Genomic DNA, 21,219 nt, shown 5'->3' with positions numbered 1-21,219 from the left:
GCCTGCCTAGCCCTTGCCACCTTGCCTGCTGTCCCCTCGCCCGGTTCCGGCTGCCTGTGCGGCAATCTACGCGAAGGGGGCCGTGCGGTGCGCACCGGTCCAGCCCCCGGACAGGCGGGGTGTCATCGTTCGCTCACGGAGCGAGCACGACAAAGCGGGCAAACTGACGCTTCAAGGACGTGTGCACAAAAGGACACGCACACAAGAGGGCCTTTCAGGCCGCCGCCGCCCCGAACCCGCCGCTCGGCAGCATCCGCCGCACCTTGCGGAGCGCCCGGCGCAGGAAGGAGTTGGCGGCGGCCTCGCGGTAACCCTCGAAGGCGCGGGCCTCGCGGGGTTCGGCGAGGTAGACCTGGTCGGGGATGCCGGCCGCCTTGGAGCGGAAGTGCGGGTAGACGAGGTAGAGGCGGGTGCCGCGCTTCTCCAGGACGGCGGCGGCCTGCTTCTTCGCCTTGACGAACTTCACGACGTCCAGCAGCAGTTCGGGCCGCTGGATGGCCACCAGGTGCAGCCGCAGCCGCTCGTGGACCTTCAGGCGGCGGGCCACCCCTGGGGTCCAGTAGGCGTCCATCAGCGGCTTGGCCAGCTCGAACTTGTGCCTGCGGACCTCCTCGCTGTCCGTGAGGAACTTGGGTCCGAACTGGGGCAGCAGGGTGATGAGGAAGGGCCGGATCATGAGGGTGTCGCGCTTTGCGTCCGCCGGGACCATGTCGGCGATCAGCTTCATCAGGGCGCGCGCGGAGTCGAAGCGGAGCGTGTAGCTGCCGGTCTTCGTGACGTGCTTGCCGTCCTCGCGGCCGACCAGGTAGTAGCAGGGGTAGTCGGCGACCACCGAGACGCCGTCGGCCCGCAGATAGGCCTCCATCGTGAACAGCGCGTCCTCGCCGGTCCACAGGGACTCGTCGAAGCGCATGCCGTGCTTCTCCAGCAGCGCGCGGCGGAACAGCTTCTGCGCGCTGAGGGTGAACTTGATGTTGGACGAGAAGACGTCGGTCCGGTCGAGGGTCTTGCCCCACATGGACTTCGGCGGGATGCGGTTGATGCCCTCGACCTTGCCGAGCACCACGTCGGTGCCGTTCTTGTCGGCCATGGCGACCATGCGCTCCAGGGCCTCGGCCCCGAGCCGGTCGTCGGCGTCCAGGAAGAAGACATAGCGTCCGGCCGCCTTGCCGAGGCCGACGTTGCGCGGTCCGCTGGGGCCGCCGGAGTTCTCCTGGCGGATGACGGTGACCGGCATGGGGGCGCGGGCCGCGAACTCCTCCAGGTACTCCCCGGTGCCGTCCGTGGAGCCGTCGTCGACCGCGATGACCTCCATGCGTGCCGGGTCGATGGTCTGTGCCTCTACGGATGCCAGGCACTCGACCAGGTACGGCATCGCCTCGTACGCCCCGATGATCACGCTCACATCAGGCTGCGTCACGACGGTCACGGTTCCCCCTTGCTGCTTTCCCGCTGGTCAACGGACATTTCCCGCGTATCGCATCATTAGCAACTTGATAGACGGGCACCCGTGGGAAGCGGTTGCCTCACTGCGGGCAATCAGTGGCGCACGTCACACACCGTCACCCTCACAGGAAGCGGACAGATTCGGAGCACGGCGGGCGGTACGAAACGGTACGCAGCCGGAGTAAGAGCCGTTCAAAGGCGGTTAAGAGCCGGGCAAGACGCGCCGGACACGGCAACGGCCCCCGAGGAGTGCTCCTCGGGGGCCGTGGGCAGGGTGGCGGGTCAGCCCGCGGTCACGCCGTCCGTCTCACCGGCGGACACCCCGCGCTGACCCGGTACCGCGTTGGTCAGCTCGGCCGTGTCGGCGTCCCCGGCGCCCAGCCGGGACTCCTGGCCGACATTGCGGGCCTCGGCCTTGAGGCCCAGGTCAGCGACCGCGGCATTGAACTGGTCGATGGACTTCGGCTCGTCCGGGCCCAGCAGGTACCGCTTCAACTCGCCCCGGTCCTCGGCCAGCGGGTCGCTGGCGGGGTCGCGTACGGCGTCCAGCAGGCCGCCCAGCTCGGCCGCGCTGTTGGACAGGATCGTCGCGGCGCGCACGGCGGTGTTCTGCCGCTTGAACTCCTCCACGCCAAGATCGGCGGAGTCGGTGACGGCGTACGGCTTGCCGCTCGCGATGAAGTCGGAGACCACGGAGGAGATGTCGGAGACCATCGCGTCCGAGACGTTGAAGCAGTCGTACAGGCGCGGCTCGGCGCCCGTGATGACGCGGTGCTCGTAGGAGGGGAAGGAGCGCCAGTAGGCGTCGTTCCACTCGGCGCGCAGCCGGGCGATCTCCTCGTGCTTCGCCACGTCGACCACCCCGTCGCGGGTGGCCTCGGCCTCGTCCCCCTTGTCGCCGCCGACGGCGGCCAGCTCGGCGAGGCGGGCCTCGATGCGGGCCAGCTCGGCCTGGGCCTCGGCCTGGGCGGTGGCGTCGGCGGTGAAGCGGGAGTCGGTGGCGCGCTCGGCGGCGGCCTGCTCGACCAGGGCGGTGATGCGCCGGTGCGCGGCGCCCGCCTCCTTGCTGACGGTGCCGGTGAAGGGGTGCGGCTTGTAGAGGACTCGGACCGGCGGGTCGGCCTGCACCAGCTTGCTCAGGATGTTCTCGCCGGCGAGCACGATCGAGGTGTTGCCGGGGTTGCCGTCCCAGCCCTCCCAGGTGGGGGCGTAGAGGACGGTCGCGATACGCCCCTCGGGCACGCCCTGCCAGCTCTGGATGGGCGCCAGCTGCGGGCGGCCGACCTCGACGATGTCGTCGTCGCGGACGCCGACGTCGGCGATGGCGTAGCGGTCACGCCCGGCCCGGCCGGCGGTCCAGACCTCGTCGTACACCTTGCTGTACGGGTTGACGCTGGCCAGCTTGTCGCTGTCGCCGTGGCCGATGAAGACGTGCTTCATGGTGGGCACGCGCAGCAGGTGGATGTTCTTGCCGACGTTGGCCGCGTACAGGGCGACCCGCACGGTCGACAGGTCCAGGTTCATCAGGTGCACCCCTCCGGGCACGCAGATGACGGGGACCGTGGTGGGCGCGAGGTTGTTCAGGATGGCCCGCTCGCGCAGGATGATCAGCGGCCGGGTCTCCAGCTGCTCCATCGTCTCCAGCCACATGTTGACCTGGTACGCGGAGTCCTTGGAGCCGGAGAAGTACAGCACCGTCTCCGGCTTGTAGCCGGCCAGCCAGTCGTCGACGGCGGCGAGCACGTCGTCGGCCTTCGGCGGAATCTTCCGGCCGCGCACATACGGCACCAGCACCAGGACGTAGAGGCAGCCGAGGCCCACGGTGAGGCCGATGCCCACGAAGCCGGCGACGGCCGGGCCCACGACGGCGGAGACCAGGATGCCGACCATGGCGAACAGGTCGAGATGGAGCATCTTCTCCGCGGAGCGGTGCAGCAGGCCGCGCGGCGGGGCGTCCGGGATACGGATGCGGGACTTCAGGTCGACGTTGCGGGTCGCGACCGGCATCTTGCGGCGATTGCGGATGAGGGTGACCAGAGCGCCGTGCGGGGCCTGGAGGCCGTAGAAGGCGATGAAGCAGGCGACCGCGCCGTAGAAGATCAGGTCGTTCGCGTGGGACAGCCGGGCCAGCAGCAGGATCAGCAGCAGCTGCCGGATCAGGAACCGGATCGACAGGCCGGCCCGGACCTTGCTGAGGCGATTGATCAGGTAGCTGCCCTTGCGGTGCAGATAGTGGTCCGCCAGGTACGTCACGGCAGCGGCGGCCGCGAAGGCGTACACGCTCGGGACCAGCGCAGCCAGCATCAGCGCCGGGAAGCCCAGCATCACGAGGGCCGCCGCGGCCAGCTCGGCCGCGCTGCCCACCCGGGCGACGCGAATAGCGGTGGATATCACGGAGAAACCTGCTCTGGGAGGGGGAGTGCCGGTTTTGTTCGGTAATGCCGGGGGTGCCGGTAATTCGCGAGAGGTAAGGAGTCAGGCCTCTGCGAAGGCCCGTCGAATGGGCGGCCGCAGAGGCCTGAATTCCTAAAAGCTAATTAACCGCAATTATTACATGCCGTCCTGACGGTCCAGAACCGAGGCCAGCGCCTGCTCGAATCCGGAGGCCTTGGCGGCGCCCGCCGTCGGGTCCTGCTGGCGGACGTCGATGACGTGCCCGGTCAGCTCCGAGAGCAGCACGTCCAGGGACGTGCGGGCCACGGCCTCGGAGGAGAGCAGCGAGCCCGACGGCTCCTGGCCGAAGGCCTTGGTGCGCATCGGGGTGGCGGTGCGCTCCGGGTTGATGCAGTTGACGCGGATGCCGTCGCCGGCCCACTCGTCGGACAGCGCCTGGGTGAGGTTCACCATCGCGGCCTTGGTCGAGGAGTAGAGGCTGTACTCGGCGCGGCCGCGGGTGTAGCTGCTGGAGGTGTAGAGCAGCAGCTGACCCTTGGTCTCGGCCAGGTACTTGTACGACGAACGGGCGATCTGCACCGGGGCCAGGTAGTTGACCTTCAGCGCCTCCTCGATGGTGGCGTTGTCGGTCTCGGCGAGCTTGCCGATGCGCAGCACACCCGCGGTGTTGACGACGTAGTCGATCCGGCCGGTCTCCGCGTACGCCTTGGACAGCGCGTCGTCGACCTCCTCCGGGTTCTCCACGTGGGTACCGGTGGTGGAACGGCCCAGCGCGTAGACGTTCGCGCCGTAGGACTCGGCGAGTTCGGCGATGTCCTTGCCGATGCCGTAGGAACCGCCGAAGATCACGACGGTCTTGTCGGTGAGGAGTTCGCGGTAGGCGTCCTCGCTCACCTGCTCGGGGGCGGCGGTGGAGGCGAGCTGGAACAGCTTGTCGGCGATGAAGACGTCGACCGGCTGCGTCACCTTCATGTTGTACTCGTCGCCCGCGACGACGTGGATCGGCACGTCCGGCAGGTACTTGAGCACGACGGAACAGTCGTCCGTGGCCTGGAAGTTGGGGTCGCCGGCGGCGACCTCGTAGGCGCGGCGGATCGTGGACAGCTTGAAGGCCTGCGGGGTCTGGCCGCGGCGCAGCCGGGAGCGGTCCGGGATCTCGGTGATGAACTCGCCGTCCTCGCCGTGCGTGCGCGTGACGATGATGGTGTCGGCGGACGGGATGGCGACGTCGACGGCCTGGTAGCGCTCCAGCGCGGTCACGCAGTCGTCGATGACGCGCTGCGACAGCAGCGGACGTACGGCGTCGTGGAAGAGGACGTTGCGGTCCTCGCCCTCGGCCAGGCCCTCGCCGAGGGCGGAGATGGCGCGCTCGGTGGTCTCGTTCCGCGTCGAGCCGCCCTCGATGATCCTCTTGACCTTGGTGAAGCCGGCCTTGGCGACGATCTTCTCGATGTCCGGCACATAGCCCGGTGCCATCAGCACGATGACGTCGTCGATCGACTCGGCGTTCTCGAAGGTGGTCAGAGTGTGCTCGATGACTGCCTTGCCGGCGATCTTCAGCAGCTGCTTGGGGATCGACAGACCCACCCGCTGACCGGTGCCACCGGCCAGGATCACTGCGGTGGTTCGGGGCTTGGCTATGTGCTGGGACACAGGCTGACCTACCTTGTGGCGACAGGGAACCGTGAAAGGGTCCCACTTCGGGTAACCGCAGTGCAAGGTGAGTGACGTCCCCCGCATATGTGCGCGCTACCTCTCATTCACCTTGCACTCCTGGTGATTGGGTGGGGTTGCCTTGAACCCCCATGAATTTGTTGTGAGTAAGTCCACAGGTGGTGTTCAGGTTCCGTTCAGGTTCCCTTCAGCGCCGCCCGAGCCGTTTCAGACAGCGGTGCCCGAGCACCCGGACCAGCTCCTTCGACGACGTCTGGTGCACGGTCCGGGCGGGGGCCGCGCCGGGGGGCGCCGAGGCGGCCGCGGCGAGCGCGCCGTACAGGGCCTGGGCCGCCGCTTCCGGGGAGATCCGGGGCTCCGGCGAGGCCGGTGACGCCTGCTCGGGCACCGCCGACAGGAGCGCCGGATCGCCGATGATCCGCACGCCGAGCGCACCGATCCGTTCGGCCGTCTCCGCGCCGATCTCACCGGCCGCCTCGACGGCCCAGCGGGGGGTAGAGATCTTCACGTCCCGGGGCGTGGGGCTGCACGAGTTCTTCATATGCAGCACCGCACCGTTGCGCACGAGCCGGGAATACAGCTCGTCGGGGAGTCCATTGCCGCGGAATTCCACATTGAGGTTCCGCAGCATTTCGGTCTCGGCCAGAGTGAGTGACCGATTCGCGGTGTCCGGAACCGGTTGCAGGAGATTCCCCGGCAGTCCGAGCAGCGCCTCGAAGGTGCGCATCAGCCCGCCTCGGTCCCGGTCGTCCACCACGACCACGGTGACCTTCCCGGGCCCGACGATCCGGGCCCAGCGTTCGACCAGCCGGTCGTGCCGGTGCCGCTGCCAGAAGCTGGGGTTCGGCTTCTCGTACGGCGGCTTGCGGAGCATGTGCTCCAGCCAGTCCTCGTAGCCCATGCGCAGCCCGTTCTGCACGTACTGCTGCCACTGCGAGGGCATGATCTTCGCCAGCGGACGCAGCGTGACCAGGACGTGCGCACGGTCGCCGCCGAGCTGCTCGACGATCCGGGTGATCGTCCCGTCGTCGGGGGCGTCGGCGAAGAACTCGCTGCTGATCACCGACGTCTTCGTCCTGGTGGCCCGCACCTGCTCCAGCAGCCCGGTCCAGTGCCGGTCGGTCGGCCGGGTGTCCCCCATCATCGCGGGCCGGGCGCAGGCGGCGAGGGCGGCCTCCATGGGGTGCCTGCTGTGCGCCGGGAACGCCACGCCGTACTCGGGCAGCCGGTCCTTCGCGGCGAACAGCGCGCCCTGGATGGCGGTGGTCCCCGTCTTGTGCGGGCCGATGTGCAGCAGCCGGGTGCCGGCGGGCAGGGGCGCGGGGGTGTCTCTCGTACAGTCCGTCTCCATGGTCAACGGACGGTAAGAGTTCTTCCTTGGGTAGAGCTGAGAGGAGCCTGGGACACAGATGAGTCCCAGGCTCCGGTCACACGGACTTCACCCGCCGTCGTGTCACACGACCTGGACGCCCGGCTCGTCCGACTCCACCCGCAGCCGCACCAGCGTGCTCGCCGTGGCCTGCGGCTTGACGACCGTGTCGACGACCCGGACCTGGGCGTCGATGCCGTCGCGGCGGATGTCGAAGAGGTGGTAGCCGCGGTGGGCGTCGATCACCTTCCAGTGCGGGTTGTCCGCCTTCAGCGGGTCCCACTGGGCGTGGAAGGCGGCCTGGTCCTGGTCGCCGTTGCTGGAGATGGAGGTGCCGACGAACTCCGCGCCGACGACGTCGGAGTCCGGGTCGGCGAAGTCCTCCTTGAGGTCGCTGATCATCGTCAGGTGCCGGTCGCCGCTGAGCACGACCGGGTTGCGGATGTCGGCGAACTCCCCCAGCAGGGCGTTGCGTTCGGCCTGGTAGCCGTCCCAGGCGTCGTAGTACCAGAGCTTGCCCTCGCCGAGCAGCAGATCGGTCTCGGCCATCATGATCTGCGAGGCGATCAGGTTCCAGCGGGCCGGGGAGTCGCACAGCCCGTCCAGCAGCCACTGCTTCTGCTCGGCGCCGAGCATGGTCATCGACGGGCTCTCGGCGCCGTCCTGCGTGGTCGCCTGGTCGGTGCGGAACTGCCGGGTGTCGAGGACGTTCAGGCGGGCCAGGCGGCCGAACTCCAGCCGGCGGTACATCTGGATGTGCGGGCCGTCGGGGATCGCGGTGGCGCGGACCGGCATGTGCTCGTAGTACGCCTGGTAGGCCGCGGTCAGCCGGGCCACGAAGGCGTCGTGCGACTGCTTGTCGGGGTCCTGCGGGATCTCGCCGGCGAAGTCGTTGTCGACCTCGTGGTCGTCGAAGGTGACCACCCAGGGGGCGTTCGCGTGCATCGCGGCGAGATCGGGGTCGGTGCGGTACTGGGCGTAGCGGTTGCGGTACTGGACCAGGGTGTACGGCTCGTCGCTGCCCTCGTGCCGGCGTACGGCGGTGGCGGAGGGCTTGGACTCGTAGATGTAGTCGCCGACGAAGAGGACGACGTCGGGGTCCTGGGCGAGCATGTCGGCGTACGGGGTGAAGTAGCCGTGCTGCCAGTTCTGGCAGGAGGCGAGCGCGACGCGCAGCGAGCCGCCCCTGCGGTGCGGGTGCGGGGCGGTGCGGGTGCGGCCGGTCGGCGAGAGCTGGCCGTCGGCGCGGAACCGGTACCAGTACGGGCGGTCCGGGCGAAGCCCCCGTACGTCCACGTGCAGGCTGTGCCCGTACTCGGGCCGGGCCTCGGCGGTGCCTCTGCGGGCGGTTCTTCCGAACCGCTCGTCCTCGGCGATCTCCCACTCCACGGGGACGACCGCGTCGGGCATGCCGCCGCCGTGGAGGGGGTCGGGGGCGAGCCGGGTCCACAGCACGATGCCGTCGGGCAGCGGGTCGCCGGAGGCCACACCGAGGGTGAACACACCGTCGGGAAGCGGGGTTTCGGCCGCCCGGGCGACGGTGGCCGGCAGCCAGAGCTGGGCGGAGGCCGCGGCGCCGAGGACAGCGGCACCGGCGGTCAGAAAGCGGCGGCGGTCGGGCGGTAATGCTCCGGTCATACGCTGACTCCCTTGCCACAGAGGCCTCTTGGGCTTCGACCTTCGGAAGCTCCCACGGCCGGACGGCCCGTCCGCCGAACGAGAGCATTCGCGTGCATGACAAATAGGCAGACAACAGAAGACCCGCCGCGACACGGGAACCACGGATGGAACGTGCCTTGCCGCAACGGGTCTTACTGAGTGTCAGGAGTTAGCTACTGTAATGGGTGTTAGTAGGCGAATCCCGAGCCGATCCGGCCATTCACCGCAGGTGAGGCGAGAAACGGCTCGGGGGGTACGACCGACTACTCGAACGGGTCGAACTCGTCGAACTCACGCAGCGTCTCGTCCCGCTCGGCCTGCTGGTCGCGGCGGCGCTGCGCCGCGGGCCGCGGTGCGTCGAAGCGGTGGTCCTCGCCACGGCGGCCGAGCATCTCCGCGCCCGCCATCACCGTCGGCTCCCAGTCGAAGACGACCGCGTTCTCCTCGGGCCCGATGGCGACGCCGTCGCCGGCCCGGGCGCCCGCCTTCATCAGCTCCCCCTCGACACCGAGGCGGTTGAGTCGGTCGGCGAGGTAGCCGACGGCCTCGTCGTTGTTGAAGTCGGTCTGGCGGATCCAGCGCTCCGGCTTCTCGCCGCGCACCCGGAACAGCGGCTCCCCGCCGACCTCCTCGCGGGTGACCGTGAAGCCCGCGTCGTCCACGGCCTTGGGCCGGATGACGATCCGCGTCGCCTCCTCCTTCGGCTTCGCCGCGCGCGCCCCGGCGACCAGGTCACCGAGGGCGAACGACAGCTCGCGCAGCCCGATGTGGGCCACCGCGGACACCTCGAAGACGCGGTAGCCGCGCGCCTCCAGGTCGGGGCGGACCATCTCGGCGAGGTCCTTGCCGTCGGGAACGTCGACCTTGTTCAGGACGACGATCCGGGGACGGTTGCCGAGCCCGCCGTACTGCCGCAGCTCCTCCTCGATGATGTCGAGGTCGGAGACCGGGTCGCGGTCGGACTCCAGGGTCGCGGTGTCCAGCACGTGCACGAGCACACTGCACCGCTCCACGTGCCGCAGGAACTCCAGGCCGAGGCCCTTGCCCTGGCTGGCGCCCGGGATCAGACCGGGCACGTCGGCGATGGTGTAGACGGTCGAGCCGGCGGTCACCACGCCCAGGTTCGGGACGAGGGTGGTGAACGGGTAGTCCGCGATCTTCGGCTTGGCCGCGCTGAGCACGGAGATCAGCGAGGACTTGCCCGCGCTCGGGTAGCCCACCAGGGCCACGTCGGCGACCGTCTTCAGCTCCAGGACGATGTCCTGCAGGTCCCCGGGCACACCCAGCAGCGCGAAGCCGGGCGCCTTGCGGCGGGCGCTCGCCAGCGCCGCGTTGCCGAGGCCGCCCCGGCCGCCCTGCGCGGCGATGTACGAGGTGCCGTGGCCGACCAGGTCGGCGAGCACGTTGCCCGCCTTGTCCAGGACGACCGTGCCGTCCGGCACCGGCAGGACCAGGTCCTCGCCGTCCTTGCCGGAGCGGTTGCCGCCCTCGCCGGGCTTGCCGTTGGTGGCCTTGCGGTGCGGGGAGTGGTGGTAGTCGAGGAGCGTGGTGACCGATTGGTCCACGGTCAGGATGACGTCACCGCCGCGGCCGCCGTTGCCGCCGTCCGGGCCGCCGAGCGGCTTGAACTTCTCGCGGTGGACGGAGGCACAGCCGTGGCCCCCGTTACCCGCGGCGACATGCAGTTCGACGCGGTCCACGAAGGTGGTCATGGTTCAGTGCCTCCAGATACGTACGGGAATGTCTACTACGTAACACGCGAAAGGCGGACCCGCCTTCCCGACCGGGAAGTGAGGTCCGCCTCGCGAAGTGAACGTTCGGGTCAGCCGACCGGAACGATGTTCACGACCTTGCGGCCACGGTGGGTGCCGAACTCCACCGCACCGGCCTGCAGCGCGAACAGCGTGTCGTCGCCGCCACGGCCGACGCCGGCGCCCGGGTGGAAGTGGGTGCCGCGCTGGCGGACCAGGATCTCACCAGCGTTGACGACCTGACCGCCGAAGCGCTTCACGCCGAGCCGCTGGGCATTGGAGTCGCGACCGTTCCGGGTGGACGATGCGCCCTTCTTGTGTGCCATGTCTCCTCAGTCCCTTACTTCGCAGCCGCGGGGATCGACGTGACCTTGATCGCCGTGTACTGCTGGCGGTGGCCCTGACGACGGCGGTAGCCGGTCTTGTTCTTGTAGCGCAGAATGTCGATCTTCTGGCCCTTGTGGTGGTCCACGACCTCGGCCTGGACCTTGATGCCGGCCAGCACCCACGGGTCGCTGGTCACAGCGTCGCCGTCGACAACGAGCAGGGTCGAGAGCTCGACCGTGTCGCCAACCTTGGCGGTGGAAATCTTGTCAACCTCAACGATGTCGCCGACAGCAACCTTGTGCTGGCGACCACCGCTGCGCACGATGGCGTACACGCGGATCTCTCTTTCGCTCGAAGAAACGGCACCCCCGAAGGCCAGCCGCCCAGGAACAGCAGGAACGACCTCTCCCGGCCAACCGTGTGCCCGGGAGGAAGAGGTTTACGGGGATGTGGCGTGTTCAGTGGACACGCCGACGGTCAAGGTTACGGGGCCACGGCCGAAGGGGTCAAACCGGGCCGGGCCCCCGCGGTATGCGGCCGGTCACACGGACCGGCCGCACACCGCTCAGCGGGTTCAGCTCTCGTCGGTGGCCGCGGAGACCGTGGTGGTCTTCTTCGCCGTCGACTTGGCGGCGGCCGTCTTGGCGGTCGTGGCCGCCTTCTTGGCCGTCGTCTTCTTGGCGGCCGTCTTCTTGGCCGCGGTCTTCTTGGTGGCGGCCTTCTTCGCCGTGGCCTTCTTGGCCGCCTTACGGGCGGTCTTCTTGGCCGGCACGGCCTCCTCGACCGCCTCCTCCTCGGCAGCGGGCGCCTCGGCGACGGCGGCCTCCGGCGCGGCGGCCGGGACGACCACGACGGCCGTCTCCTCGGACGCGGTCGGCGCGGTGGCCTTGCGCACGGCACGGCGCCGCGGGCGGGCCGGGGCGGCGCTCTCGGCGGGCGCCTCCTCGACCGGAGCGGCGACCGGAGCCGGGGCCTCGGGCTGCTCCACCGGCACCTCGGGTGCGGTCTCGGCGACCGTCACCACGGCCGCCTCCGCTCCCGCCGGGGAACCGGCCGGAGCCGACACCTTCCGGGTCGCCCGACGGCGCGTACGGCCCTTGGGCGCGGCCTCCTCGACAGCGGGCTCCGGGGCCTCCACGGCGACCGGCTCGGCCTGCGCCTCGACCACCTGGACCACCGGCTCCGGCTGCGCGGGAAGCACGGCCTCCTCGGCGACCGGGACGACCTCGGCGGCCTTTGCGGTCTCCGCGGTCTCGGTGACCTCCGCGGCCTTCCGGCGCTCGGCCCTGCGGCTCTCGGCCTTCGGCGCGCCGGCCGGAGCCGAGGCCCGACGGCTGACGCGGCGCCGCGAACGGCCACGGCCGGCCGCCGCCTCCGCCTCGGCGACGCTGCTGTACAGCTCCTCGTCCGGCGCGAAGTCGGGCGCGGGCAGGGCGACCGGCTCGGCGATCTCGGCCGCGACCTCGACCACGGTCTCGATCTCCGGCTCGACGGCCTCGCCCGTCTCCACGGCCTCGGCGGCGATCTCGTGCTCGGGCAGCTGCCCGTCACCGCCACGCCCGCGCTTCTTGCGCTTGCCGCCGCCACCGCCGCCGACCGCGGTCGGCTGCTCCATGTGGACGATGACGCCACGGCCGTTGCAGTGGACGCAGGTCTCGGAGAAGGACTCCAGCAGGCCCTGGCCGACCCGCTTGCGGGTCATCTGGACCAGGCCCAGCGAGGTCACCTCGGCCACCTGGTGCTTGGTACGGTCGCGGCCCAGGCACTCCAGCAGGCGCCGCAGCACCAGGTCCCGGTTCGACTCCAGGACCATGTCGATGAAGTCGATGACGATGATGCCGCCGAGGTCGCGCAGCCGCAGCTGGCGCACGATCTCCTCGGCCGCCTCCAGGTTGTTCCTGGTGACCGTCTCTTCCAGGTTGCCGCCCTGACCGGTGAACTTGCCGGTGTTGACGTCGACTACGACCATCGCCTCGGTCCGGTCGATCACCAGCGAACCGCCGCTGGGCAGCCAGACCTTGCGGTCCAGCGCCTTGGCGAGCTGCTCGTCGATCCGGTAGGTGGCGAAGGCGTCGACCTCGGAGGTCCACTTCGACAGCCGCTCGGCCAGGTCCGGGGCCACGTGGGAGACGTACCCGTGGATCGTCTCCCAGGCCTCGTCACCGCTGACGACGACCTTGGAGAAGTCCTCGTTGAAGATGTCGCGCACGACCCGGACGGTCATGTCCGGCTCGCCGTACAGCAGCGTGGGAGCGTTGCCGCTCTTGGCCTTCTTCTGGATGTCCTCCCACTGCGCCTGCAGCCGCTCGACGTCCCGGCGCAGCTCCTCCTCGCTCGCGCCCTCGGCGGCGGTGCGCACGATGACGCCCGCGTCCTCGGGGACGATCTTCTTGAGGATGGTCTTCAGCCGCGCGCGCTCGGTGTCGGGCAGCTTGCGGCTGATGCCGGTCATCGAGCCCTCGGGGACGTACACGAGGTAACGGCCCGGCAGGGAGACCTGGCTGGTCAGACGGGCGCCCTTGTGCCCGATCGGGTCCTTCGTCACCTGGACGAGGACGGACTGGCCGGACTTCAGGGCGGCCTCGATACGGCGCGGCCCGTTGGCCATGCCGAGCGCCTCGAAGTTGACCTCACCGGCGTACAGGACGGCGTTGCGTCCCTTGCCGATGTCGATGAACGCGGCCTCCATCGACGGCAGCACGTTCTGGACCTTGCCCAGGTAGACGTTACCGACGTACGAGGTGGCCTGCTCCTTGTTGACGTAGTGCTCGACGAGCACGCCGTCCTCGAGCACGCCGATCTGCGTGCGCTCGCCGTGCTGGCGCACGACCATCACGCGCTCGACGGCCTCGCGGCGGGCCAGGAACTCGGCCTCGGTGATGATCGGGACGCGACGGCGGCCCTGCTCACGGCCTTCGCGGCGGCGCTGCTTCTTCGCCTCCAGACGGGTCGAGCCCTTGATGGACTGCACCTCGTCGGACGGCTCGGCGGGCTTGCGGGGCTCGCGGACCTTGACGACCGTGCGCTCCGGGTCGCCCTCGTCGGGCTCGGTGTCGACGGAGGTGTCACCGGCGCGACGACGACGGCGACGACGACGGCGGCTGCCGGCGGAGCCGCCGGCCTCGTCGCGCGCCTCCTCGGCGTCCTCTTCCTCCTGCTCGGCGGTGTCCTCGGTGTCCTGGGCGGCCTGCTCGGCGGCCAGCTCGTCGGCCTCGGCGTCCGCGCCCTCACCGGCCTCGCCCTCGACGGCGTCACCCCGGCGACGGCGACGGCCGCCCCGGCGACGACGGCGGCGCGAGCCGGCCTCCTCGGTCTCCTCGGCCTCGTCGCCCTCGGCGAGGTCCTCGGCGGCGGCCTCCTCGGCCTCCTCCGGCTCCTCGTCCTCGGCGGCGGCCTCGACGGCCGGCGTCTCCTCGGCGGCGCCCCGGCGGCGACGGCGACGGCGGGAGCCGGCCTCGGCCCGCTCCTCGGCGTACGCCGTGGTCTCCTCGGTCTCCTCGGGCTCCTCCACCTCGGCGGCGGCCTCGGCGGCGGCCTGGGCGGCGGCCCGCTCCGGGGTCTGGAACCTCGGCTCGGCGAACACCGGCGCCTGGAACACGGCCACGGCGGGCCGGGCCGGGCGACGCGGCGCCTCGGCCTCGGCGGCCCCCTTATGCGCGGGCGCGGAGAACCCGGTCGCGGCCTGGCGCACGACCCGGCGGCGACGGCGCGGCGCACCCTCGGCGGGGGCCTCGGCAGCGGGGGCCGGCACCTCGGCGGCGGCCTGGACGGTGACGGGCTCGGCGATCTCGGTCTCCTCGGTGGGCTCGGCGGCGGCCGCAGGGGCCTCTTCGACCGCGGGAGCGCCGGCGGGCGCGGCGACCTGGCGGGTGGCACGGCGGCGGGTACGGCGCGGCGCGGCCTCTTCGGCGACCTCGGCGGCCTCGGCAGCCGTGGGCTCCTCCGCGGCCTCGACGGCGGCGGGCGCGGCGGCGGCCGCTACGACGGCCTCGGCGGCCTCGGCGGCCTCGGGGGATCCGGAGGGCGCGGACGCCCGGCGGGTGGCACGGCGACGCGTACGAGCGGCCGGCACGGCCTCCGCCTCGACGGCCGGCGCGGCTTCGGCGGCGGGCGTCTCCACGGCGGGGGCGGTTTCGGCGGCGACCGGCGCTTCCGCGACAGGCGCGGACTCGGGCGCCTCGGTGACCTGCGGCGCACCGGCGGGGGCGGAGGCGCGGCGGGTGGCACGGCGACGCGGACGGGCCGCGGGCGCGGCCTCGGCCTCCGGCTGCTCCACCTCGGCCTCTGCCTTCACCTCGGTCTTCTCTTCCACCTTCACCTCGGCCTTTTCCCCGGCCTCGGCCGGGGCTCCGGTCGGCGCGGACGCGCGGCGGGTGGCCCGACGGCGGGTACGAGGAGCGGGCGCGGCCTCCTCAACGGCCTCGGCGGCCTCAGCCGGCTCAACGGCCTCGGCAGCAGCGGTCGTAGCAGCCGGTACGACCGTCTCGACGGCCTCGGCAGCCGCGGGTGCCCCGGCGGGCGCGGACGCACGGCGCGTGGCACGACGACGCGTACGAGCGGCGGGCGCGGGCTCCTCGACGGCGGCGGCCGCAGGGGCCTCCTCGGCCTCGACCTCGGCCGGCTCCTGCGGATCGGCGAGTTCGTCGGCCTCCACTGCCGGTATGGCCGGCAGGGCGACCTCGATGGTGGCCTCGCCCGCTGCGGGCGGGCCCGCCGGGCGGGAGGCGGCACGGCGACGCCTGCGCGGCGGCAGGGTGTCGCTCGGAGTGTTCAGTTCAGAACCCTCGAGGGGTTCGGTCGGCTCGAGCATGCGGGCGGTTCTCCCGTCAGGCTCCCGGGCGCCGCGCCTGGTCCGGCGCCGGTCTCCAAGGACCGTCCGCCGTTGACGTCCGCGGCCCGCGCGATGCGCGATGGCCGCCGTCCGGGGCGCGGGCGCCGCACGGGAGCACTCTGTGTCCTGTCTCGCCGGTTCCGTACGCCTTGTCGGTACGGCCTGGCGAAAGTCTTCTGGTCGGTGCGCTGCCCGACCCAGGTGGCTCCCGAGTACGAGGGCTGCGCTACGACGTCCGTCCCTACGCGGAACCTTCCGGCGTCGGCGCCGTCGCGGCGGCAGCCGGTTGGGCCGTCAGGGCCTCGGCTGCCTCGCGGTCGGGCGCGAGCGGGTCGGTCACCGTGCCGGTCTCTTCATCGAACAGCCCCTGCGCCAGCCTGGTCACCGCTGCGGGGACCGGCGGCGCCAGGTCGGCCACGGCGCGGAGACCGGACAGGACGTCGTCGGGTCGTACGGCAGGCGTCACGTGCCGAACAACCAGCCGCAGTATCGCACAGGGCTGGTCGGTCGGCCTATCGGCAGGCGAACTGCGCGTTGTCAGCTCGGCGACCGCCGGGCGGGCGTCGAAGGTGCGAACACCGTTCTTGGTCATGCGCTGCACCTCGACGGTGTCGGCCTTGGTGAAGGCCTCGACCGCACGCTGCGCGTCGACCGGGTCGACTCCGTCCAGCCGCAGCTCCCAGACGGAGGCCGTGAGCCGGTCGGCGAGGCCCGAGGTCCGTGCCTCGACCGCGTCGACGATGTCGAGCCCGGCGGGCAGCGACTCGTCGAGGAGGCCGCGCAGGGTCTCGGGGTCGCGCGGCGCGGTCAGCGCGATCTCCAGGTACTCCGCCTCGCTGCCCGTGCCGGTGGGTGCGGCATTGGCGTACGACACCTTCGGGTGCGGTGTGAACCCCGCCGAGTACGCCATGGGTACCTCGGCGCGGCGCAGCGCACGCTCGAAGGCGCGCTGGAAGTCACGGTGGCTGGTGAACCGGAGGCGGCCGCGCTTGGTGTAGCGCAGTCGGATGCGCTGCACCGCGGGTGCGGGCGGCGGGCCTTCGGGCTGTCGCTTGCCCAGTGTCCTAGTCCTTCGTGAGAGCGGTCGTACTGCTACCAAGAGTACGTGTGTCGCGCCCCGCGGGTTCCCGCCGGTCCACGGCGACCGGCGGCCGGGGCTCGCCGAAGAGCATCCGCCTCAGGTCCGCGCGGGCCTGCCGTACGGTGTCGCGGGCGGTGGTCAGCGCCTGCCGCGCGGTCCGCCCCACCACGCGCGCGGCCTCGGCGACGGGCCGCAGGACGAGGTCCCGTACGACGTGTCCGACGGGGGTGAGGACCGTGCGGTACACCCAGCGCAGCGGCTCCACGAAGATCCACCGGAAGAGGGTCTTGAGCGCCCGTCCGACCGCGCGGGAGATCCGCCCCGCGACCCGCCAGGCGTGCCCGAGGGCCTCGCCCACCTCTCGCGCGACGACGGCGAGGAACCGGCCGACGGGTGCGAGGACCCAGCGCCACAGGGCGAGGGCGGGCAGGACGATCAGGATGCGGGTCGTCCAGTACAGGACCGCGCCGATCCCGGTGACAACGGCGCCCGCGACCCAGGCCAGCGCCCGCCCGACCGGGGCGAGGACCCACGCGTACAGCCACCGGGCGGGGACGACGAGCAGGTACCGCACCAGCCAGGCCACGGCGGCGTACACGCCCGCCCCGACGGCGGCGAGCAGGATGCCGACACCCTTCAGCAGCCAGAGGATCCCCCGGCCCACCGGTGCGAGCACGCGCGCGTACAGCCACTCCAGGCAGGCCCCGATCCCCCGCGCGACCCAGGCGACGGCGTGCCCGACCGGGGTCAGCACGTAGGTGTACAGCCATCGCAGCGGCACGACGACGAGGACGTGCCCGAGCCATCCGAGCGCCTTCCCGACGGGCACGAGGACCCAGCGCCACAGCGCCACCCACGGCCACACGAAGACCGCCCGGCCGATCCACAGCAGCGCGCGCCCCACCGGCCGCAGCACGGTGTCGGTGAGGAACCGGCCGCAGACGACCAGCGCGTCCCACGCCATGCGCACGGGCAGCACCAGCACGAGCACGACGATCCGCACCGGGATGCGGATGGCGACGGCGAGGCACCCTTCGGGGTACTGCGGCTCGGGCGGGGGCTTCTGTAGATCCATACCGACTTAGACGCCTGAGCAGCCCCTACGGATGCAGTCGTCTCTTAGTCCAATCCACGGATAGACCGGCGAGTTCCGACGTGACACACGCCCGGTCCGGGCAGGGTCCGGAAACAGGTCGACCGCAGCGCGGCCGCAGAGCGGACGGTGAGCGCCCGGGACGCCCTGCTGCGCGCCGCCGGTCACTTCGGCGTCGACGCGGTCACCGATCCCGACAGACGGCTGGCCGAGGTGTTCCCGGAGCACCGCGCCTGCCTGCGCTGATCGCCAACAACGGCAGCGACGGCCCGCTCAGCGCGGCCTGGACGCTGCTCGGCGAACGGGGCGTAACCTTCCGGCCCGACTGGGAGGACGTCATCACTCCGGTGGTGGATTTCCTCCTCTCCGGTGACCGTGCCGTCTTCGACCGCGTCATCGGGGACGCCCTCGCCCAGGACGGGGCACTCGCCGCGACCTGGCGCCGGCGGGCCAAGGCGTACGGCATCGACTCACCGTTCGACCTCCTCACCGAGGTCTCCCGGTACGACGTCACGTCGGTCGTCGGCCGGATCACCACCCCGCTGCTGATCACCGACCCGGACGGCGAGCCCTTCTGGCCAGGCACTTCAAGGGAGTTGTACGACGCCCTGACCGGCCCGAAGCACCTGGTCCGCTTCACCGAGGCGGAGGGGGCGCACCTCCACTGCGAGCCGATGGGCCGCGCCCTGTTCGAACAGCGTGTCTTCGACCGGCTGGACGACCGCCTCGCCGCTGCCGACGGGGCCGGATCACCGAACGGCAGCGGCCGGGTAACACATTGACCCGCGCACGCCAAAAACATGGTTTCCGGTCAGCCTGACTGATTCCATGGGGGACCAAGCACGCGATTCCCAGGGGGGACGAGACAAATGCACTGGTATGTGGACGTACTCAAGAAGTACGCGGTGTTCAGCGGCCGTGCGCGGCGGCAGGAATACTGGATGTTCTTCCTGTTCAACCTGATCATCAGCATCGTGCTGACGGTCGTCGACCGCGCCATCGGCTCGAACGTCATCAGCCTGATCTACACCCTGGCCGTCCTGCTCCCGGGCCTCGGTGTCGCGGTCCGCCGCCTGCACGACACGGGCCGGTCCGGCTGGTGGATCCTCATCGCCCTCATCCCGCTGGTGGGCTCGATCATCCTGATCGTCTTCCTCGCCACCGAGGGCAAGGCGGAGCCGAACCAGTACGGCCCCAACCCGAAGTACGCCCCGGCCCACTGAGCCGACGTCAGCGAAGAGGCCCGCCGGAGTTCTCCGGCGGGCCTTTCCCGTTGCGGCCTACTCGACGTCGATGCCGTGATCGCGCACGAGCTGTGCCAGACCGCCCGGGTATCCCCGGCCGCCGACGACGAAGTCCCAGTCGCCGCCGGCCCGGCGCCGGAAGGAGCCGAGCACCAGGGCGGTCTCGTGAGGCCTGCCGTCCGAGACGTCGAGCCGGCCCAGCTCCGTCATCGCGGAGTCCAGCAACCGGATGCCGGCACCGGTGAACCCGGACAGATCGGCGTGCGGGGCGGCCTCCGGATCGATCGCGGCCACCAGCACCAGACGGTCCGCGCGATCCGGCAGCGCGTCGAAGGCCACCCTCAGGGCGGCCCGGTCGGGCGGCACGGCCGCCACCGTGCGCACCGAACCGTCGGGCGTGGCCGGGTTGTTGAAGAAGACGAAGTGCTCGTCGCTCAGCACCCGGGTGCCCGCGCAGACCAGCGCGCAGACGTCCAGCGCCACGTCACCGGACCAGGACATCCCCAGCACGTTGTAGTCCTCGCGTGCCGCCGGCTCGGGCCTCGCGGCGGGCCGGCCCCGCTCCCCCAGGCGGCCGCGGAGCCCGTGCCGGTGCAGCAGGTCGACGAGTTCGGTGCCGGAGATCAGCTCAAGGGGCTTGCCCTGGGCGAAGGTGCGCGAGCCGGGTCCGAAGCCCGACGTCGTGACCAGCACCCCCTTGTTCGCTCCGACGTCCTGCACCGTCCCGTACAGATCGCGCACCGCCGTGGGCGGCACCGTGTTGCGGTAGCGCTTCACCTGTACGACGATCTTGCCGCCGCGGATCGGAGTCGGATCCACCGCGTCGACGTCCACCCCGCCGTCGTTCGAGCGCTCGGTCGTCACCGCCTCCATGCCCATGGCCCGGAACAGGTCGGCGACCAGGGACTCGAAGGCGATCGGATCCATGTCGTACAGATCCGGTTCCTCGTCACCCCCACGGGTGACCGGACGGTCCCGGACGTCCTCGGGCCGGCGGCTCGGCCGGACCGCGGCGAGCTGGTCCGGCCGGGCCGAGAGCTGCCCCCGCAGCGCCTCGGTCAGGCAGCTGACCGGGTCCACCTGCTCCAGGTGCAAGCCGGTGAAGGTGCCCCGCGGAGCCATGACCGTGGCCAGGCAGATGAGCGCCTGCCGTCCCGTCGCCGGATCGTGGTCGTCCACGACGCCGTTCAGCGCGACGGACTCCAGCGCCCCGGACTCGTCCGCCGCGAACAGCTGGTGGACGGCCAGCAGCACGCTCTGCGCCAGCACCTCCCGGTACAGCGCACGGCGCTGCCCCACGGGACGCGGGGTCTCCTTGTCCTGGTCCAGCGTGGGCATGTACCGCACCGACTTCGCCTCGGGGACGACGCCGTAGCCGGGCAGCTCCCAGTCCAGCACCAGTTGCCGGGCCGCCGGGTCGTAGGCCGCGGAGACCTGCCGCGGAAACCCCTCCGGCCAGGTCGTGGCGGCGTACAGGACGGCCGAGAAGTACTCGACCACCGCCTCGGGGTCGCCGCTCCTGACGCCCTCGGTCAGCTCGGCCACCCCGGCGTTGTGCCGGCGTACCTCCGACAGGTGGGCGCCGGTCCGCTGCTCGTACTCGTGCCGGTGGGCGGCGAGTTGCTGCTGCCGCTGCGCTTCGGCGGCCTGGGCGGCATACCAGTCGTGCTCGAACCGGGCCCGGGCCTCGGCCTCGGCCTGCGCGCGCCGGTTGGCGGTCCAGCCGCCCTGCGGCTGGTACTGCGCCGGATCCGGCATGCGCACCGGCCAGGCGAGGTGCCCCGGGTCGAACGCCTGGACCTCCTCGGTGCGCAGCAGCGCCGCCGCCCGGAAGGCCGGGGCGCGGCACCCGGCGGCCAGCAGCCCCTGCAAGGACGCCACCTGGGCGTCCAGCTCCGCAGTGCGCCGCCCCGCCTCCGCCTGCCGGTACTCACGGTGATTCTGGGCGAGTTGCCGCTGGTGGGCCCTCACCTGCCGTTCCTGCTCCCTGCGCTGCCGGGCCTCGGCCTCTCTCTGACGCTGCTGCTGCCGCTGCACCTCGGCCCAGACCCCCACCAAACCAGCAGAGCGACGACTCATCCGCTGTATGCCCTCCCCAGGACGTCGGCATCGCCGACCGAACTCCGGTCGCCCCCACAACCGGTCGTAACCGGACGACTTTATCCGGCATGTGCCGCCCCGCACATGCCGGATATGAAATGCCTCCGCCGGCCGTCACGTGACACCATCACCCTTCGCCGGACACAAGACCGGGAGAGTCCATGGCGAACGAGATGCCCACCGTCCGTCTGCCGCCGGATGCCGGTCGCTCCACATGGCCTCCGGAACGGCCTGGCGACCCCTGCCCTGC

The 21,219-nt window shown here is 71.3% G+C and carries 14 protein-coding genes; 2 read left to right on the top strand and 12 right to left on the bottom strand.

Annotated elements, in window-relative coordinates:
- Positions 1 to 214 precede the first annotated feature (214 nt).
- The 11 genes from CRP49_RS20610 to CRP49_RS20560 form a co-directional block, all read right to left on the bottom strand.
- The gene (locus CRP49_RS20610) at positions 215 to 1,429 is read right to left on the bottom strand and encodes a glycosyltransferase (protein ID WP_257033452.1); all 1,215 of its coding nucleotides are present in this window, start codon (positions 1,427 to 1,429) and stop codon (positions 215 to 217) included.
- A gap of 299 nt (positions 1,430 to 1,728) precedes the next feature.
- Positions 1,729 to 3,840 carry a CDP-glycerol glycerophosphotransferase family protein gene (locus CRP49_RS20605; protein WP_257033451.1) on the bottom strand — a complete coding sequence of 704 codons (2,112 nt, stop codon included), beginning with the start codon at positions 3,838 to 3,840 and terminating at the stop codon, positions 1,729 to 1,731.
- Between the two features lie 156 nt (positions 3,841 to 3,996).
- Complete coding sequence (locus CRP49_RS20600; RefSeq protein WP_097254696.1) at positions 3,997 to 5,493, bottom strand: bifunctional cytidylyltransferase/SDR family oxidoreductase; 1,497 nt, start codon at positions 5,491 to 5,493, stop codon at positions 3,997 to 3,999.
- Between the two features lie 208 nt (positions 5,494 to 5,701).
- Entirely contained in the window at positions 5,702 to 6,865 is a 1,164-nt protein-coding gene (locus tag CRP49_RS20595) for a hypothetical protein (RefSeq protein WP_097254695.1), read from the bottom strand.
- 102 nt (positions 6,866 to 6,967) lie between these two features.
- Entirely contained in the window at positions 6,968 to 8,521 is a 1,554-nt protein-coding gene (locus CRP49_RS20590; protein ID WP_097254694.1) for an alkaline phosphatase, read from the bottom strand.
- 284 nt (positions 8,522 to 8,805) lie between these two features.
- The gene (gene obgE / locus CRP49_RS20585; protein WP_097254693.1) at positions 8,806 to 10,254 is read right to left on the bottom strand and encodes a GTPase ObgE; all 1,449 of its coding nucleotides are present in this window, start codon (positions 10,252 to 10,254) and stop codon (positions 8,806 to 8,808) included.
- A 110-nt stretch (positions 10,255 to 10,364) separates the two neighbouring features.
- Positions 10,365 to 10,619 (bottom strand): 50S ribosomal protein L27, encoded by a 255-nt coding sequence (gene rpmA / locus CRP49_RS20580; RefSeq protein WP_094221167.1) that lies wholly within the window; start codon positions 10,617 to 10,619, stop codon positions 10,365 to 10,367.
- Positions 10,620 to 10,633: 14 nt separating this feature from the next.
- Positions 10,634 to 10,954 (bottom strand): 50S ribosomal protein L21, encoded by a 321-nt coding sequence (gene rplU / locus CRP49_RS20575; RefSeq protein WP_030749991.1) that lies wholly within the window; start codon positions 10,952 to 10,954, stop codon positions 10,634 to 10,636.
- Between the two features lie 240 nt (positions 10,955 to 11,194).
- Positions 11,195 to 15,430 (bottom strand): Rne/Rng family ribonuclease, encoded by a 4,236-nt coding sequence (locus CRP49_RS20570; RefSeq protein WP_179851692.1) that lies wholly within the window; start codon positions 15,428 to 15,430, stop codon positions 11,195 to 11,197.
- A gap of 262 nt (positions 15,431 to 15,692) precedes the next feature.
- A complete protein-coding gene (locus CRP49_RS20565; RefSeq protein ID WP_097254692.1) occupies positions 15,693 to 16,469 on the bottom strand; it encodes a TIGR03936 family radical SAM-associated protein in 777 nt (258 codons plus the stop codon).
- A gap of 46 nt (positions 16,470 to 16,515) precedes the next feature.
- Positions 16,516 to 17,607 carry a hypothetical protein gene (locus CRP49_RS20560; protein WP_097254691.1) on the bottom strand — a complete coding sequence of 364 codons (1,092 nt, stop codon included), beginning with the start codon at positions 17,605 to 17,607 and terminating at the stop codon, positions 16,516 to 16,518.
- Positions 17,608 to 17,972: 365 nt separating this feature from the next.
- On the opposite strand from CRP49_RS20560, the gene CRP49_RS20555 reads away from it, so the two are divergent.
- Positions 17,973 to 18,407, top strand: a complete 435-nt coding sequence (locus tag CRP49_RS20555) for a hypothetical protein (RefSeq protein WP_101373411.1) — start codon at positions 17,973 to 17,975, stop codon at positions 18,405 to 18,407.
- A gap of 87 nt (positions 18,408 to 18,494) precedes the next feature.
- A complete protein-coding gene (locus CRP49_RS20550; RefSeq protein ID WP_097254690.1) occupies positions 18,495 to 18,848 on the top strand; it encodes a DUF805 domain-containing protein in 354 nt (117 codons plus the stop codon).
- 57 nt (positions 18,849 to 18,905) lie between these two features.
- On the opposite strand, the gene CRP49_RS20545 is transcribed toward CRP49_RS20550, so the two are convergent.
- Positions 18,906 to 20,948, bottom strand: coding sequence for a restriction endonuclease (locus tag CRP49_RS20545; RefSeq protein WP_097254689.1), 2,043 nt, complete (start codon positions 20,946 to 20,948; stop codon positions 18,906 to 18,908).
- Positions 20,949 to 21,219 lie beyond the last annotated feature (271 nt).

Origin of the sequence: Streptomyces sp. Ag109_G2-15, assembly GCF_900215565.1 — a bacterium.
GTDB lineage: Bacteria > Actinomycetota > Actinomycetes > Streptomycetales > Streptomycetaceae > Streptomyces > Streptomyces diastatochromogenes.
The sequence above is the reverse complement of the archived record's forward strand: the minus strand, read 5'-3'. Positions and strand labels throughout refer to the sequence as shown.